15 protein-coding genes are annotated in these 16,305 nt (G+C 53.8%); 4 read left to right on the forward strand and 11 right to left on the reverse strand.

Features of this window, described 5'->3' with window-relative positions; genetic code table 11:
* Window positions 1–206 precede the first annotated feature (206 nt).
* Both G4V39_RS04940 and G4V39_RS04945 read left to right on the forward strand, forming a co-directional pair.
* Window positions 207–1,373 carry a 3-deoxy-7-phosphoheptulonate synthase gene (locus tag G4V39_RS04940; protein ID WP_166031872.1) on the forward strand — a complete coding sequence of 389 codons (1,167 nt, stop codon included), beginning with the start codon at window positions 207–209 and terminating at the stop codon, window positions 1,371–1,373.
* Window positions 1,370–2,080, forward strand: a complete 711-nt coding sequence (locus tag G4V39_RS04945) for a type 1 glutamine amidotransferase (protein WP_166031873.1) — start codon at window positions 1,370–1,372, stop codon at window positions 2,078–2,080. The genes G4V39_RS04940 and G4V39_RS04945 overlap by 4 nt, the downstream gene beginning before the upstream one ends.
* On the opposite strand, the gene G4V39_RS04950 is transcribed toward G4V39_RS04945, so the two are convergent.
* The 3 genes from G4V39_RS04950 to G4V39_RS04960 all read right to left on the reverse strand — a co-directional run bounded on the left by G4V39_RS04950 (window position 2,077) and on the right by G4V39_RS04960 (window position 4,811).
* Window positions 2,077–3,111 carry a Wzz/FepE/Etk N-terminal domain-containing protein gene (locus tag G4V39_RS04950; protein ID WP_166031874.1) on the reverse strand — a complete coding sequence of 345 codons (1,035 nt, stop codon included), beginning with the start codon at window positions 3,109–3,111 and terminating at the stop codon, window positions 2,077–2,079. The two genes, G4V39_RS04945 and G4V39_RS04950, sit on opposite strands and share 4 nt — an antisense overlap.
* Window positions 3,112–3,223: 112 nt before the next feature.
* On the reverse strand, window positions 3,224–4,297 hold the full coding sequence (locus G4V39_RS04955; protein WP_166031875.1) for an NAD(P)/FAD-dependent oxidoreductase: 1,074 nt from the start codon (window positions 4,295–4,297) through the stop codon (window positions 3,224–3,226).
* Window positions 4,290–4,811: a type 1 glutamine amidotransferase domain-containing protein gene (locus tag G4V39_RS04960; RefSeq protein WP_166031876.1), complete on the reverse strand. Its 522-nt coding sequence runs from the start codon at window positions 4,809–4,811 to the stop codon at window positions 4,290–4,292. The genes G4V39_RS04955 and G4V39_RS04960 overlap by 8 nt, the downstream gene beginning before the upstream one ends.
* Window positions 4,812–5,016: 205 nt before the next feature.
* Here G4V39_RS04960 and G4V39_RS04965 point away from each other — a divergent pair, with 205 nt between their 5' ends.
* Together G4V39_RS04965 and ligA are read left to right on the forward strand one after the other, a co-directional pair.
* A complete protein-coding gene (locus G4V39_RS04965; protein ID WP_166031877.1) occupies window positions 5,017–6,696 on the forward strand; it encodes a phosphoheptose isomerase in 1,680 nt (559 codons plus the stop codon).
* A gap of 18 nt (window positions 6,697–6,714) precedes the next feature.
* On the forward strand, window positions 6,715–8,745 hold the full coding sequence (ligA, locus tag G4V39_RS04970; RefSeq protein WP_210412189.1) for an NAD-dependent DNA ligase LigA: 2,031 nt from the start codon (window positions 6,715–6,717) through the stop codon (window positions 8,743–8,745).
* On the opposite strand, the gene G4V39_RS04975 is transcribed toward ligA, so the two are convergent.
* From G4V39_RS04975 to lysA, 8 genes are all read right to left on the reverse strand, one after another.
* Complete coding sequence (locus G4V39_RS04975) at window positions 8,742–9,767, reverse strand: bis-aminopropyl spermidine synthase family protein (protein ID WP_246169761.1); 1,026 nt, start codon at window positions 9,765–9,767, stop codon at window positions 8,742–8,744. The two genes, ligA and G4V39_RS04975, sit on opposite strands and share 4 nt — an antisense overlap.
* Window positions 9,768–9,830: 63 nt before the next feature.
* Entirely contained in the window at window positions 9,831–10,421 is a 591-nt protein-coding gene (locus G4V39_RS04980) for a D-sedoheptulose-7-phosphate isomerase (RefSeq protein WP_166031880.1), read from the reverse strand.
* Entirely contained in the window at window positions 10,418–11,611 is a 1,194-nt protein-coding gene (locus tag G4V39_RS04985) for an aspartate aminotransferase family protein (protein WP_166031881.1), read from the reverse strand. The genes G4V39_RS04980 and G4V39_RS04985 overlap by 4 nt, the downstream gene beginning before the upstream one ends.
* A gap of 12 nt (window positions 11,612–11,623) precedes the next feature.
* A complete protein-coding gene (gene dapB / locus G4V39_RS04990; protein WP_166031882.1) occupies window positions 11,624–12,427 on the reverse strand; it encodes a 4-hydroxy-tetrahydrodipicolinate reductase in 804 nt (267 codons plus the stop codon).
* A 10-nt stretch (window positions 12,428–12,437) separates the two neighbouring features.
* A complete protein-coding gene (locus tag G4V39_RS04995; protein WP_166031883.1) occupies window positions 12,438–13,223 on the reverse strand; it encodes a DUF4412 domain-containing protein in 786 nt (261 codons plus the stop codon).
* Window positions 13,224–13,260: 37 nt separating this feature from the next.
* Window positions 13,261–14,196: a 4-hydroxy-tetrahydrodipicolinate synthase gene (gene dapA / locus G4V39_RS05000; RefSeq protein ID WP_166031884.1), complete on the reverse strand. Its 936-nt coding sequence runs from the start codon at window positions 14,194–14,196 to the stop codon at window positions 13,261–13,263.
* 15 nt (window positions 14,197–14,211) lie between these two features.
* Window positions 14,212–15,045 (reverse strand): diaminopimelate epimerase, encoded by an 834-nt coding sequence (dapF, locus tag G4V39_RS05005; protein ID WP_166031885.1) that lies wholly within the window; start codon window positions 15,043–15,045, stop codon window positions 14,212–14,214.
* Window positions 15,038–16,300, reverse strand: coding sequence for a diaminopimelate decarboxylase (lysA, locus tag G4V39_RS05010; protein ID WP_166031886.1), 1,263 nt, complete (start codon window positions 16,298–16,300; stop codon window positions 15,038–15,040). Before lysA ends, dapF begins: the two co-directional genes overlap by 8 nt.
* Window positions 16,301–16,305 lie beyond the last annotated feature (5 nt).

Below are 16,305 nucleotides of genomic sequence, written 5' to 3' on the forward strand. Positions count from 1 at the left end.
CTTTTAGAGTAGCAAAAGTTGGAAAATTACAAAGAAAAAGCCAGGTGAAAAATAATTATGTCCCCAATGAAATTGGCGGGATCTTTAAGCGCAAAAACATCACCTTTTCCCTTACCAGAGGATTGGCCTTTTGACAAGTTTGTCCCTTTTGCGCCTCAGGCTTACAGAAAAAATTAAAAGACACTTATATTTAGGAGAGAAATAAAATGATTATCATTCTCAAGCAGGATCTTGACCCCCACGGCCCAGAGGTAAAGCGCATCCTTGATGTGCTTCACCAATACGAGGGCATCACCACCCGTCTCTCAGGCATCAGAGGCACCACCCGCACCGTCATGGAACTCTACGTAATTGGCCCGACAGCCCACATTCCCGATGAGGAGATTCAGGCCCTTCCTGGCGTAGAAAAGGTCATCCGGGTCTCCAAGAAGTACCGTCTCATTGGTCGCCACCAGGAGGAGCTGGAGGGTTTTGGGTTTGACTACAATGGTCTCCACTTTGACCAGGATTCTTTCCATATCTTTGCCGGTCTGTGCGCCGTTGACACCCGGGAAAATGTGGCCCGAATCTTTGCCGCCTTAAAGGAGATGGGGATCAGCACCAGCCGGATGGGGGCCTACAAACCCCGCACCAACCCCTACTCCTTCCAGGGGCATGGTAAAAAGTGTCTTCCCTGGCTTTTTGAGCTGGCCGGCAAATATAATATTCGCTGTATTGCCATGGAGGTGACCAAGGAATCCCATATTGAAGAAATAAGGCAGGCCTTAGAGGAGGCCGGTCGGCCTACAGGAATTATGCTTCAGATTGGCACTCGCAATGCCCAGAACTTTGAGCTTCTTAAGGCCGTGGGCCAGCAGGATGAATTTCCGGTCCTTTACAAGAGGGGAATGGGCATCACCATTGAAGAGGCCCTTAATGCCTGTGAATACATCGCCAGTGAAGGAAATCGTAATATCATCTTCTGTCTTCGGGGGGTAAAGACCAATTTAGGAGACCCCCATCGCAACCTGATAGATTTTGGCCATGTACCGGTAATCAAGCGCCTGACCAGGCTGCCTGTCTGTGTGGATCCTACCCATTCGGTAGGCATCAAGGAATGGGCCCCCGATGGTATTCTTGATATCTTCCATGCCGCCGCCCAGGGAATCATCGCCGGGGCCAATATGATCCTGGTAGAATTTCACCCCCGACCGGAGGAGGCTCTTTGTGATGGCCCTCAGGCTCTGACCTTGGAGGAGCTTCCCCACTTTGTGGCCGATATGGCTCTGGTGCGGGAGGCATATCTGCGGCGCAAGGATCTGGCCGCCCGATACCGCCTCAAGGCCTGGGCCCCAGGGCAGGCCGAAGGGAGAAAGGAGGCCCTGGCCCGATGAAACGTCTCCATTATCTTCAGCACGTCCCCTTTGAGACCCCCGGGCTTATCCTTGACTGGGCCCAGGATGCCGGTTTTGAAATCTCCAGAACGGCTCTCTACGGTGGAGACGGCTTTCCCCCCCCGGGGGAGATTGATCTTTTAGTGGTCATGGGAGGCCCCATGGGAGTTCACGACGAAGAGGCCTACCCATGGCTGGTGGAGGAGAAGAGATTTCTCAATCAGGCCCTTAAAGAGAAGATCCCCTGTATAGGGATATGTCTTGGGGCTCAGCTCTTGGCCGCTGTTCTGGGAGCTGAGGTCAGAAGCAACCGCTACAAAGAGATTGGCTGGTTTCCGGTAGAGCTTACGGAAGAAGGCCGGGACCACCCCCTCCTTCAGGATATACCTGACCGCTTTCTGGCCTTTCACTGGCATGGGGATACCTTCGAGATCCCCTCAGGGGCCGTGCACCTGGCCAGATCAGAGGCTTGCGAAAACCAGGCCTTTCTCTATGAGGACTATGTCCTGGGGCTTCAGTTTCACCTAGAGGTAGGTCCTGAAAACGTCGCCGCCTTGGTGGAACACTGCGAACATGAGATCATCGACGCCCCTTATATCCAGACCAAGGAGGCCATCCTCGGCGACCATGACCTCTACGAGCAGATGCGTCCCATTCTCTATGAGCTTTTAGGAAACTTTGTGGATCTAACGGAGCTTGAGGACTAGGCCTGCTGTCTGATCTTATCTCGGCTCTTCTCCAAGAATTCCAGGAAGAAGGCCAGAAATACAGCCATAAAGAGCCCTGCTACTAAAGATAGGGCCAGAATTTTGGCCTTTTCTGGTTTTACCGGTTTTGGAGAGGCAAAAGGAGGCTGAATTATCTCTACTGGAGAAAGGAGGGCCAGTCTGGCCTTCCAGTCAGCAATTTGTGCCTCCAAACTAGTTATTTCCTCATCTAAAGAAGAAACTTCCTCTCGAAGAAGGAGAACCTCTTCATTGATGCTATTTAAGTATTGATTTAAGTTAGAGTAAAGAACGTTTTGTTGAATAATGTTTGCCTGAATAAGGAAATAGCTTTCTTCCGTTTGAACAAAATTTCTACTAACTAAAAGTAAATCAGCAGCATTTTCTTCAATCTTGCTTATTTTTTCCCTGAGCCTTCGAGAACGATCTTCTGCATCTTTTAAAGCATGGATTCTTCTCTCTTTCTCTTTAAGAGCCAGATTTCTTTTTCTTCTTAGAGTAGCTATTTTATTGGTGACTTTCTGTCGAGAAAACCCGAGTTTATTTAGCTGACCTTCCTCAGCATCAGAAGCAAAAGATTGAACTACCTTATTCAAAATTTTCTGCCCTAAAGAAGGATCAGAATGATACATAGTCAAAGTCACTAAAGTCCCTTTCCGAAGACTTTTAGCCTTTATTTCTGACATTTCTTTCCCTTTAAATTCTTTTAGCAAGAAACTTATGTAAGCCTTTTCATTTATCCAAGACTGAAGATCCTCCACCGTCCAGTCAGAAATCGGATTTCCTTCATTGTCAAATCCAGTTATTCCTGGACGAATTTGCATAGATATCTTGTAAAGAGGTTTGGAGAGAAAGCAATAAAGTCCAGCCACTAACAAACACAAGGAGGTAAATCCTAAAATAAACCGCCTTCGACGCCACAAGACGGCAAAAATGTCAGCTAAGTCAATCTCCTCCTCATAAGGAGGGAGGGAAGATCCAGGATGATAAAGTGGCTTTTCTTTGTCCTCCATTTTTGGCTCCTTGACTTGATCGTTCTGGATCTAGCTCGTTAAAGATAGCATATCCTTCCTGGGCCTTGCCAGAAGGGAATGGATCAACTTGCAAGGTCTGGGTAGGAAAAGGTCAGATTCGTATATCTAAGAAGTATTTCTTACCCAGAATTTTTTTAAGAACCACGGCCAGCATCCCAGAGAAGGAAACCCGATCTCCCAGGGCAGCTACGGCTTCAGCCTCTCCCAGGCTGACCACCAGCCCCTTGTAAGCAAACCGGGGCGGGGGAGGCTCCTGACCAGAGACTATTTGGGGAAGATATTCCCCCAGAAACTTTCCCTGCTGGACGGCGATCTGTCCCAGCATGGGAAGACCTGTGCCTGCACAGTCTCCTAAAACAAAGACATCCTCCCGACCTTGGGCCCTAAGATACTCGTCCACCAGGGCCCGGCCCCGCTCATCAACCTCAAACCCCGAAGCCTCCAGCACCCTGCTGGCCCTCACCCCAGCAGCCCAGAGGAAAAGGTCACCTGGAATCTCTGTGCCGTCTTTGAGGACCAAACGCCCTTTATCGATGGCCTCAACCGGAACCCCGGTGTGAATCTTAACCCCCCGTTCTTCGAGAACCGAGCGGGCCTTCTTTCTAGCCTCAGGCGGCAGGCCAGAGAGAAGGTCCGGGGCCGCTTCAACGAGATGGATCTCCAGCCCCAGCTTGATCCCCAGGTCTGTAGCGATCTCCCCGGCATACTCGACCCCTACAAAACCGCCGCCACAGATAACCACCCTCTGCCCCTCCTGAAGGTAAAGGGCCCGGCGGGCCATGAAGGCATCCGGGAGTTCGCGGACAAAGCAGACCCCCTTGGCCGGGAAACGGACATCCGGCTCCCACCCCAGACAGATCACCAGGGCCTTTCTCCAACCAACAAGTACCGACTCCCGTCCGTGGTCAAGGGCGACCACTCGTCGGCCGGAGAGATCTATCTCTCTGACTTCGGCCACCAGAACCTTTTTAAGGAGAGGCTTGAGCCAGATGATCCCCTCTTCCTCACAGATTGAGCCGGTAATCAACTCCGGAAGGAGGGCAGCCAGAGTCTGATAGGGACGGCGATTAACCAAAAGAAAATCTTCTCCTTTACGGGCCAGACGATAGGCCAGGGGAACCCCGGCATAACCTCCACCCAAAATGAGATAGTCCGTTTTAAGCACAACCTCCCCTCCCCTCAGAAAGAATTCTGATGATCTCCTTCATAAAGAAAGGGATGTCCGAAGGCATCCGAGAGGTAATAAAGATATCATCTACCACCACAGGGCTGTCCTCATAAAGGGCTCCAGCCGCCTTAAGTTCGGAAGCCACCGTCTTGTAGGCTGTGGCCCGACGCCCCTTGAGCAGGCCTGCAGATATAAGAACCTGCGGACCATGACAGATGGCGGCGATTGGTTTGCGGGCCGCGGCAAACTGACGCACCAATTCAAGGACAGCACCATTCTCTCTCAGGGCCGCCGGGGCTTTGCCTCCAGGGATAAGAAGAAGGCGATAGCCATCGGGTGAAACATCATCCACCGAGAGATTGGCCGCTACCTTGTAGCCCCTTTTGCCGGTTATCTCTCCCCACTCCAGGGAAGCAATATCCACCTGATAGCCGGCCTCGGCCAGACGGTACATAGGACAAAGAAGTTCACTGTCTTCAAAACCATTGGCCGCAAGGATCAGAACCCTCATCCTGGCCTCCTTAAGGTGTTTGTTAAATCAAGGAAAGAGAAACCAAAATCATTATCAAGCTAAAGCTCTCCCTCTGGCTGTCAAGAACAGCCAACAGAGAAAAAGTTTTGCATTACCGGGGGATATTAGCTTTAATATCTGGGCTGATTTTCGTCTATCAGACGCTATTGTTCCGTGATGTCAGATCATCCAAGGAGGTCTTTGTATGTTTGTTCGTCCCTCTAAGCTTAGCGAATCAGAGAAATCCCTTATCCTCCACCGCCTCTGGGAAAAAGACGCCAGCCTATGGAGTGGTGACGAAGAGGTCCAGAAGGCCATCAGCAATCGCCTTGGCTGGCTGGATTTACCAGAGGCCATGGCCAAAAGCATCGATGAGATCCGCTCCTTTAGTGAGGAGGTCAAAGAAGAGTTCGAGGCCGTCTGCCTCCTGGGCATGGGAGGCTCCAGTCTCTTTGCCCTCACCCTGAGTAAGATCTTTGGCCCCCAGCCCGGTTATCCCTACTTTTTCGTCCTGGATACTACAGATCCTGAAGAGGTGGCCAAGCTGGAAGACGATTTTGATCTCAAGAAAGTCCTCTTCCTGGTAGCCTCCAAATCCGGAACAACCATCGAGGTGGTCAGCCTCTTTAAGTACTTCTGGGGCCGACTGGAGGGCCTTATGGATCAGCCGGGGGGAAACTTTGCGGCCATAACCGACCCCGGGACCCCTTTGGCCAAGACCGCCGAAGAAAGAAAATTCCGGCGCCTCTTTCTGGCTCCTCCTGATGTCGGAGGCCGTTTCTCGGCCCTCTCCTACTTTGGGTTAGTGCCCGCTGGCCTTATGGGGCTTGACCTTGAAAGACTCCTTAAGGCCGCCCAGGAGATGGCCACCGTCTGTGGCCCGGAGGTACCCTGGGAGTACAATCCGGCGGCCAAACTGGCCGAATATATCGGCGAAAACTTCATCCTCGAGCGGGACAAACTGACTATCCTGGCCGATCCTTTGATCCGCCCCTACGGGCTCTGGATAGAGCAACTGGTGGCTGAAAGCACCGGAAAGACGGGCATCGGGGTGGTGCCTATCGTCGGAGAAGCCCCCGGTTCCCCTACGGTTTACGGCCCAGATCGTTTTTTTGTCAACCTGGGCCTCGAAGGCCGGCGCGACATTTATGGCCGACTGCTCTCTGAGCTCAAACAAAATGAATTTCCGCTGGTCAACCACTGGTGGGAGGATCGCTATGAAATCGGGGCCGAGTGTTTCCGCTGGGAGATGGCCACGGCCCTGGTAGGCTACTTTATGGATATTAACCCTTTTGATGAACCCGATGTCATTCGGGCCAAACGCAAGACCGCCGAGATCCTTAAGCTCTTCAAAGAGACCGGGGACTTCGGAGTAGAATTTGGCCTCGATGATCGCACTGGCCACGCCTTCATCACCTCGCGCATCCTGGGAGACACCCCCAGCCTCAAGCTGGCCATAAGAAAATTTTTCCTCTCCCTCTCCCCCTGGTCATATGTGGCCTTCCTGGCCTATCTTCCCTACGATGCCGAGTTAGAAGAGTTCTTTACCGACTTGCGAACCATGGTCCGGACAAGGCGACAGTGTTCAACCATGTTCGGCTTTGGCCCCCGGTATCTCCACTCCAGCGGGCAGCTGCATAAGGGAGGCCCCAAAACCGGCTCATTTTTTATTTTTACCCGCCGGGGGCGCAAGGAAGAGCAGATGGTTCCCGGTGAGGGCTATACCCTTTGGGATCTCCAGTTTGCCCAGGCCTACGGCGACTTTCAGGCCCTCTCTGATCTGGAGCGGCAGGTCATTCACATCCATCTTGGCGAAGATTATCGTAAAGAATTAGAAGATTTCGCCGCCTTTCTCAAAGAAACCATTGAGCTGGCGGAATTTTAACCCCGAGAAGGGAGGGTTATGATGGCCGTCCCCAGGGAGATCGTCGAACGGGTCAAAAAACTCCGGGAGGAGATCAACTACCACAATTACCGCTACTACGTCCTGGATTCCCCGGTGATCTCCGACGCCGAATATGACGCTCTAATGCGGGAGCTAAAGGAGCTGGAGGAAAAGTACCCCGAGCTTATAACGCCAGACTCACCTACCCAGAGGGTAGGCTTTGCCCCGGCCGAAGAGTTCCGTCAGGTGCCTCACTCGGTCCCCATGCTCTCCCTGGACGATGCCTTCACCGAAGAGGAGGTCTTGGAGTTTGACCGCCGCCTAAAACGCTTCCTTAACCTTCCTGAAGACGAAGAGATCGACTACACCTGTGAGCCTAAAATAGACGGCCTGGCAGTGGATCTTGTCTATGAGAATGGCCTTTTCACCGTGGGCTCCACCCGGGGAGACGGCTATGTAGGCGAAGATGTGACCAACAACTTAAAGACCATAAAATCTATCCCCTTAAGGCTTCTCAGCCTGGATGGTGTCCCCATTCCCCGGCGGCTTGATGTTCGGGGTGAAGTTTACATGGATAAAGACCGGTTCAGAGAACTTAACCGCCAAAGGCTGGAGCAGGGGGAGCCGCCCTTTGCTAACCCGCGTAACGCTGCTGCCGGTTCTCTGCGCCAGCTGGACCCCAACGTTACCGCCAGGAGGCCCCTTGACATCTTCTGCTATGGGGTGGGGCTGGTTGAAGGCTATACCTTCAGAAGCCAGTGGGAGATCCTGACCACACTGCCCAAGTGGGGATTCCGGGTAAACCCTCATGTTCGTCTGGTAAAGGGTATCAGGGCGGCCATCGAATACCATCGAGAGATGGATCGCCTAAGGGAGAGGCTCCCCTACGAGATCGACGGTGTGGTCATTAAGGTCAACGATCTTGAGCTTCAGGAACGCCTGGGGACCAAGGCCCGGAGCCCCCGTTGGGCGTTGGCCTTCAAGTTTGAACCCACCCAAGCCACCACCCAGGTGCTGGATATTATCGTCAGCGTCGGCCGGACCGGGGCCGTAACCCCGGTGGCTATCCTCAAACCAGTTAAGGTAGGGGGGGTAATTGTCTCCCGGGCCACCCTTCACAACGAAGACGAAGTCCGCCGTAAGGATGTCCGGGTGGGAGATTGGGTGCTGGTCCAGCGGGCGGGAGACGTTATTCCGGAGATTGTCAGTGTCATCAAGGAACGCCGTACCGGTCAGGAGCGTCCCTTCCAGATGCCTCGTCACTGCCCCATCTGCGGCTCAAAGCTGGTCCGCAAACCCGGCGAGGCCATCTGGCGATGTCCCAACAAAAACTGCTATGCCCAGCTGGTTCGCTCCGTCATTCACTTCGCCAGCAAAGGAGCCATGGACATCGAGGGCCTGGGAGAGAAGGTGGCCAAGCTCCTGGTAGATATGGGCCTTGTTCGGGACGTAGCCGATATTTATCAACTCAAGGAAGAAGACCTGGAGCAGCTTCCAGGGTTTGCCCGAAAGAAGGCCCAAAATCTCATCCGGGCCATAGAAAAAAGCAAAGAAACCACCCTGGCCCGATTCATTTACGCCCTGGGAATCAGGCACGTAGGGGAGGTCACAGCCCAGATCCTGGCCGAACACTTCAAAAGCCTGGATCGCCTTATGGAGGCCCGCCTGGAAGACCTTCTCTCCATTGAGGGAATTGGTCCCGAGGTGGCCACCTCCATTGTTGAATATTTCCGAGACAAACACAATCGAGAACGCATCCGACGCTTGTTAGAGGCAGGTATCCATTTCAAAGAGGCCGAGAAAAAACCACAAGAAAAGCCCCTGGCCGGCATGACCTTTGTCTTCACTGGAGCCCTCTCCTCGATGACCAGAGAAGAGGCCAAACGTCGAGTCCAGGAGCTGGGAGGTCGGGTGGGCTCTTCGGTTTCTCGCCAGGTGGATTATGTCGTTGTAGGCGAGAGACCGGGTTCTAAATACGAACGGGCCCGACGCCTGGGTGTCCGAACCATTAGTGAGGAAGAATTCTTAAAGCTAATCGGACAGGCCTAGTCCTTTTTCATGAAACTAGGATGAGGGGTGGCCCAGGATTCATCGTCAAAGTAAAGCTCTTTGAGGTCACCTGGAGGATCAAACTCCGGAACACTCACCGGGGCCACGGCCTCCATACGAACAAAGGCCGATTTATACCAGTCGCAATCAGGCATGGGAAGATCCAGTTTTTTCATGATCTCATAGGTCTCGTAGAATTCCTCCCACTGGTTCTCTCGCTCTGGGTAGGTAGCAAAATCCCTCAGAATGTCGGTAATAACCATACCCGCCTTAATGACGAACTCCTCGAGCCGCTGCCATTTTTTAAGACTGGCCTCCCGGTGGGTGAACCCCATGTAACCAGCCGCTCCTGGCCCCCTTAAGGTCTCAAGACAACGCCCCACAAAAAGAAAAAGGCCCTTGTTGGTCTCCACCGGATCCGTGACAAAGGTATCGTAGGCTCCCCTCTCCTCAGGGGGCAGGTTCTCCAAGACGTTGTATTCCCGAACGACAATGTTATCCAGATCGTGCCGTTGAGCAAAATCTCGAATAAAGGTCGTAATTCGCTCATCCACCTCGACTACTGTCACCCGCCGGGCCATACCTGTAAGGCCAATGGCTACCGAAAGGAGATCATCATCACCGAGGATGAAAATCTCCCGATCTTCGAGATCTCCCCGCTCGTACATATAGGCCAGACGAGCCACCGTATCCTGAGGACGGACAAATCCCTGATCAAAGTCACTTACCGGAAGAGGCCGATCTTTGGTCTCCTCCAGAAAAAGCTCCAGAATCCGGCCAAAGTAGTCCCGGAGCTCCACCCCTATGCCGCAGGTCCGACAGATAACTTCCCGACGAGGCTGATAGGGAACATCGACGCGGAGACGAAATAGGCCATCTTGATAATCTATTTGGCCGGAATCCAGAAGATCTTTGAGGGCCTCAAGGAACTCTACCAGATGGGCATCTTGGAGATTGACCAGTTGCCAGAAGGTCATCGGTCGGTGTTTGAGGGCCCGGAGGATTTGATATCTGGTACGCATCATATTCTCCTTAAGAGAAGACTGCTTCAGGTTTGGAAGGGATAACAGAAGAGAACTGGTCTTTCAATCTTTAGCCCCAAAGATGGCCTCCTCCAGGACTTCGCAGACCAGGTGAATCCAGAAAATATGGGCCTCCTGGATCCGGGGAGTCTCCTGAGAGGCCACGGCAATCACCAGTTCGGCCACCTCCCTTAGCCGACCGCCCCCCTGACCGGTAAGGGCGGCCGTTTTTAACCCCCTGGCCCGGGCCACCTTTAAGGCCTGGTAGACGTTCTCCGACTCCCCGCTGGTACTGATCCCCAGGGCCACATCTCCCGGCTGACCGAGGGCCTCTAGCTGTCGAGCAAATACCTGGGAGAAATGGTAATCATTGGCCACACTGGTGATGATGGAGGTGTCTGTAGTCAGGGCCAGGGCCGGCAGGGCCGAACGCTCGAGGCGAAAGCGATTGACAAGCTCAGCGGCCATGTGCTGGGCATCGGCGGCGCTTCCTCCGTTTCCAAAAATCAAGAGCCGGCCGCCTCGCCGAAAGGCCTCCTCACACCAGGCGCAGAAGGTCTCGGTAGCCAAAAGCCCCTCTTCCTTAAGCAGGGAGCTTTTGGCTGCCAGGCTGGCAGAAAGGGCCTCCTCTCCTCTTTCTTTAAGGGAGATCATGAGCCTCTCTCCCCAAGAACCTCTTTCACCGCGGCCACTACGGCATCAATCTCTCGGTAGGCCACGGTAAGGGGAGGCAGAAATCGTAAAACCTTTTCTCCCGCAGGCACAGTAAGTATCCGGCGCTCAAAGAGACGATCAGCCAACTCCTTGGCGGGAAAGGAGAGCTCCAGCCCCCAAATAAGACCGCGACCGCGGACATCAAGAACAAGTTCCGGAAAGTCTCTTCTTAGTCTCTCCAGGGCCTTGGCCAGCTGGGCTCCCTTGAGACGAACTTCATCCAGAAAATCCGGGCCAAGGAGGGTCTCCAGTACGGCCTTGGCCGCCGCACAGGCCACCGGATTACCTCCAAAGGTGGAGGCATGACTGCCGGGAACCAAGGCAGACATAACCCTCTCCCGACCAAGGAGAGCCCCGATGGGAAGGCCCCCTCCGAGGGCCTTAGCCAGGGTGAGGAGGTCAGGCTCTATCCCCAGCCCCTGATAGGCAAAAAGATGGCCGGTGCGCCCCAACCCCACCTGGATCTCGTCGAAGATGAGAACCAGATCGTGCTCGTCACAAAGACGGCGGACCTCAAGCAGATAGTCAGCCGAAAGGGGTCTTACCCCTCCCTCACCCTGAATGGGCTCAAGGATTACAGCGCAGGTGGCCGGACCGATAGCCTCGGTCAAGGCCGAAATATCCTCAGGCGGGACATGCTTGACCCCCGGCACCAGGGGCTCAAAGCCCTCCCAGTATTTCCTCTGCCCGGTAAGAGAGAGGGCCCCCATTGTCCGGCCATGGAAGGAATGCCATAGGGCGATGATCTCATGGCGACCCGGGCCATATTTCTGATAGCTGTAGCGCCGGGCACATTTAAAGGCGGCCTCTACCGCCTCGGCCCCGCTATTAACAAAGAAGACCCGGTCAGCAAAGGAATTCTCACACAGAATTTGGGCCACTTCGGTCTGAGGGGCAGTCCAGTAAAGATTGGAGGTATGAAGGAGGCGCTGGGCCTGATCCTTGATGGCTTCAACCACCACTTCTGGACAGTGCCCTAAAGCGCAAACGGCAATCCCGGAGACAAAATCCAAATACTCCCGGCCCTCTTCGTCCCAGAGACGACTCCCTTGCCCCCGGACAAAGGCTACCGGAAAGCGCTGGTAAGTCCTGGCCACATAGATCTCCCCTCGGTCAACGATGATGCCCACCCAGGCCTCCTCTTACTTAAGCCCCAGGACATCATGCATGTCATAGACCCCTTTGGGCTGGCCAACAACCCACTTGGCCGCCCGCACTGCCCCTCGCGCAAAGGTATCCCGGCTGGAGGCTCTATGGGTGAGTTCGATTCGTTCACCTATTCCGGCGAAAAACACCGTGTGCTCACCGACAATATCCCCTCCGCGGATAGTCTGAATGCCGATCTCTTCTTCAGGGCGCTCACCGATAAGCCCTTGCCGACAGAAGCGAAAACGAGAGTCATCCCAGCCTTTCACCTTGGCGATAACATTGGCCAGGGCGATGGCCGTACCACTAGGGGCGTCTTTCTTTAGCCGATGATGGGCCTCAACGATTTCAATATCAAAGCCCTCAGAGAGCACCTGGGCTGTCAACTCCACCAGTTTGTAAAGAAGGTTAATACCGGTGCTCATATTGTAGGCCTGAACTAGAGGAAAGGACTCTTGAGCCAGACGGTGAATCTCTTCTAATTCCTCCTTACTGAAACCTGTGGTCCCAATAACCATGGCCTTGCCGTATTTGCTGTTTATACGGGCGTGATTAAGGGAGGCTTCATGAAAGGTAAAGTCGATGATCACCTCCCCAGCCTCGATGACCTTTTCTAGAGAATCCTCGACAACAATTCCCATTTTGGGGAGCCCCACTACCTCGCCTACATCTTTACCCACTGCAGGGGATTGAGGGTGTTCAAAGGCTCCCACCAGCTCGATTCCTTCGGTCTGAACGATATTGTGGATTATGCGGCCACCCATGCGACCGGCGGCCCCGGCAACGATAGCCTTAACCATACTTCACCTCCTAAAAGGGACTTGCCCCCGACTTTCCAACCTCCAGCCTCTTGAAGCCTTCAGGAACTTTAAAATAAGAGGAGGAAAGTCTCTTTTTCTCTGCCTTGATAAGGCGCAAAATCTCCTTACCTTGGGCCATATCAACCACCTTAACCGGAAAGCCAGAGATTCCCTCTCCCTTAAAAGGCCCTACCCTGGGCCTCCCCTTCTCATAGACAGCCATTTGTTGCCCCTCGGGGGTCATGGCCTTGATCATGGCCTCCAGCTTAGAGTAGTCGCAGGCCTGAGCGATATCTTTGGCCAGGGCCTCAGAGACCCAGAGTTCGGCTACCGGATGGCCATCTTCCAGCTGGAGAACCTTAAGGGCCTTATAACCAGCAATATGTTTTTTATCTCCGGTTGGCTTATAGGTGACCTTGGGCCCCAGAGAAGATGAATCCTGGGGCTTTTCCTCTTTTTTCCCGCCAAATAGCTTTCCTAAACCCTTAAACTTTTTCTCCAGGGTTTTCAGGCGGGAGAGTTGTTTTTGCATCTCCTCCATTTGCCTGCGGACTTCGGCGGCGGTGGACACGGTATATTCTCGCTCCTTGACCATGACGGTATAGATCCGCTGGCTGTCGGCATCCATAACGGTATAGACCTCTTTGTTGCCCATCCGGAACTTGGCCCCTTCACAGGCCCAGGTAAGCTCCTCACCGGAAGGAGACTGCTGAACAATAAGCATGCCGGCTTCAGCAAAACTGCTTCCCAGTAAAAAGAGGCCGAACAAAAACCAAAAGACAATATTATTTCTCATTTACTCCCCCCTCAAAGTTCTCAAAGCTCTCAGCAGATTAGATAAGCTTACAGGCAGACAAAATCTCCTTGAGCTTCTCCAGGTTGGCCTCACTCATAGGAGCCAAGGGCAGACGGACCTCAGGAGAGGGAATCTTGCCCATAAGGTGAAGGGCGGTTTTAGCCGGCACAGGATTGGTCTCAATAAATAGCCCGGTAAAAAGGGAAAAATACTTATAGTGGAGACGTCTGGCCTTATCCCAATCACCCTTGAGGCAGTAATTCATCATCTGGGCCATTTCCTTAGGAATAACGTTAGAGGCCACGGAGATCACTCCCCGGCCGCCAAGGGCCATGGTAGGAAAGGCCGTGGGATCGTCGCCCGAGAGGACGGTAAACCGGGGGCCACAGAGCTGGATGATCTTGGAGACCTGTTTCAGATCCCCCGAGGCCTCCTTAATTCCAACGATGTTTTTGATCTTGGCCAGTCGAGCTACAGTCTCTGGCAAAAGATTAACACTTGTCCGGCCGGGGACATTGTAAACGATGATCGGAATCTTGATGGCCTCGGCCACTGTCTTGTAATGCTGGTAAAGGCCCTCCTGAGTGGGCTTGTTGTAGTAAGGGGTAACCATAAGCACGGCGTCGGCCCCCACAGATTCGGCGAATTTGGCCAGATCCAGAGACTCAGCCGTGTTGTTGGAGCCAGCCCCGGCAATCACCGGCACCCTGCCAGCCACTTGATCAACACAGATTTCAATAACCTTTTTATGCTCATCGTGAGAGAGGGTGGCCGACTCACCGGTAGTACCCACAGGAACGATGCCGTGAGTGCCACTTTTGATGTGCCATTCAATGAGTTGGCGGTAGGTTTCCTCGTCTACCTGCCCATCTTTAAAAGGAGTTACAATGGCCACAATGGCCCCTTCAAATACTTTGCTGCTTCCCTTCTTTTTGGCACACCCCTTTGCCTTGGACTTACATGCTCTGGCCATACCTTCCTCCTTCTTTTAAAGACTCAGACCCGAGAGGGCCTCCGGAAAAAGCTTCCCCTGATAAATAAATCTGGCTATGCCCTCAAGGAATACTTCTTTTGGACCGTGGGCATCAAGAGAAAAATAAACCCGAAGAATCTCTCCTCCCCGGGTGACCACCTCCACCGGAGAAGAAACCTGTCCCTTGGCCCCCAACACCAAGGCGGCAGCACAAGCCCCGGTGCCGCAGGCCAGGGTCTCGTCCTCAACACCCCTTTCGTAAGTCCGGATAAAAATTCTCTCTCCATCTAAAGCGACGAAATTGACATTGGTCCCTGCGGGAGAAAACTGGGGATGGAAACGAATCTGAGGGCCTAGCTCCTTAAGAGGGGCCTTATCTATATCGTTTACTTCAACGACTACATGGGGGACCCCGGTATTGACGAAGCTGTAAAAGATCTGCTTCTCAGCCAAGGCCAGTTTTCTGTCTAAAGTCAGATCTCGAGGAGGGGTCATCTCCAGTTTCACCCGCTCACCCATAACCTCAGCCCGAACAAGGCCCGCCCCGGTCTCAAAGACCATTTGGGCCGGAGCGATGCCCTTTACGTAGGCAAACCTGGCGGCGCAACGTCCACCGTTTCCACACATCTCCGCCTCGCTACCGTCGGCATTAAAGAAGCGCCAGGCAAAGTGAGCCTCAGCCAGGGTGGCCGGCTCAAGGAGGATGAGACCATCGGCCCCCACAGAAAACCCCCGCCGGCAAAGGGTCTTGGCCAGGCTCGGAGCCGCTGAGGGGTGAATGGCCCGGTCCATGTTGGCAATGAGGATAAAATCGTTGCCACTGCCGGAAAGCTTGGCAAAGCTAAGCATGGCCGTCCTCCCAGGGGATTATTTCTCCGCGAATTAGATCATCGTAGCTCTCCCTTTCTCGAACCAGATAGAACTGATCTCCCTTTACCAGAACCTCTGCCGGCCTGGGGCGAGAGTTATAGTTGGAGGCCATGACAAAGCCATAGGCCCCGGCGCTCATAACCGCTAAAAGATCCCCTGGGGCCACCTCAGGCAGAGGCCGTTCCCGGGCCAAAAAATCCCCCGACTCACAGATGGGCCCAACCACATCCACGACCACGGTCTCTCTTTCCTCCCGCCGCACCGGAACAATCTCGTGGTAGGAGCCATAAAGGGAAGGTCGAGCCAGATCATTCATGCCGGCATCGACAATAACGAATCGCTTCTCACCGGTGTCCTTGGTATAAAGAACGCGAGTCACCAGGATACCGGCGTTACCTACAATCACCCGGCCTGGTTCAAGGATCAGAGTATAGGGAAGGCCTTTGAGCTCCTTGACCAAGGCCTGACCATAGTAAGTGGGATGAGGCGGAGTCTCATCCCGATAGGGAATCCCCAAACCACCTCCCAGATCCAGATAGCGAATCTTGATCCCCTCTTCTTCGAGCTGAGAGATAAACTCTTTGACCCTCTTCAGGGCATCGAGAAAGGGGCTCAGCTCGGTGATCTGAGAGCCGATATGACAGTCCACCCCTACCGGCGAAAGGCCCGGCATCTCCCGGGCCAAACGATATCCCTCCAGGGCCTGATCTAGAGGGAGACCAAACTTGTTTTTCCTTAGCCCGGTGGAGATATAGGGATGGGTCTGGGGGTCCACATCCGGATTGATTCTCAGGGCCACCCGGGCCTCTTTGCCCATCCGGCTGGCCATCTGACCGATGAGCTCTAGCTCCTGAAGAGACTCCACGTTAAACATGAGGATATCGCTCTTGAGGGCGGCCTCGATCTCAGCCTCTGTTTTCCCCACCCCGGAGAAAACAATCCTGCTTGCCGGAATACCGGCCTTAATGGCCCGGTAGAGTTCCCCACCGGAAACAATGTCCGCCCCGGCCCCCAGACGGGCCAGGGCCGCCAGAATGGCCAGGTTGGAGTTAGCCTTGACTGAATAACAGACCAGATGTCCTACCGAGGAGAAGGCCTGATCGAAGGCCTGATAATGGCGTTCCAGGGTGGCCAGAGAGTAAATGTAACAGGGAGTGCCAAACTTTTCGATTATCTCTCCCACGGGAACGTTTTCGCAGTAGAGCTCCTTGCGGGGATACCAGAAGTGGTGCATGGCGG

The organism is Thermosulfuriphilus ammonigenes, from assembly GCF_011207455.1.
Classification (GTDB): domain Bacteria; phylum Desulfobacterota; class Thermodesulfobacteria; order Thermodesulfobacteriales; family ST65; genus Thermosulfuriphilus; species Thermosulfuriphilus ammonigenes.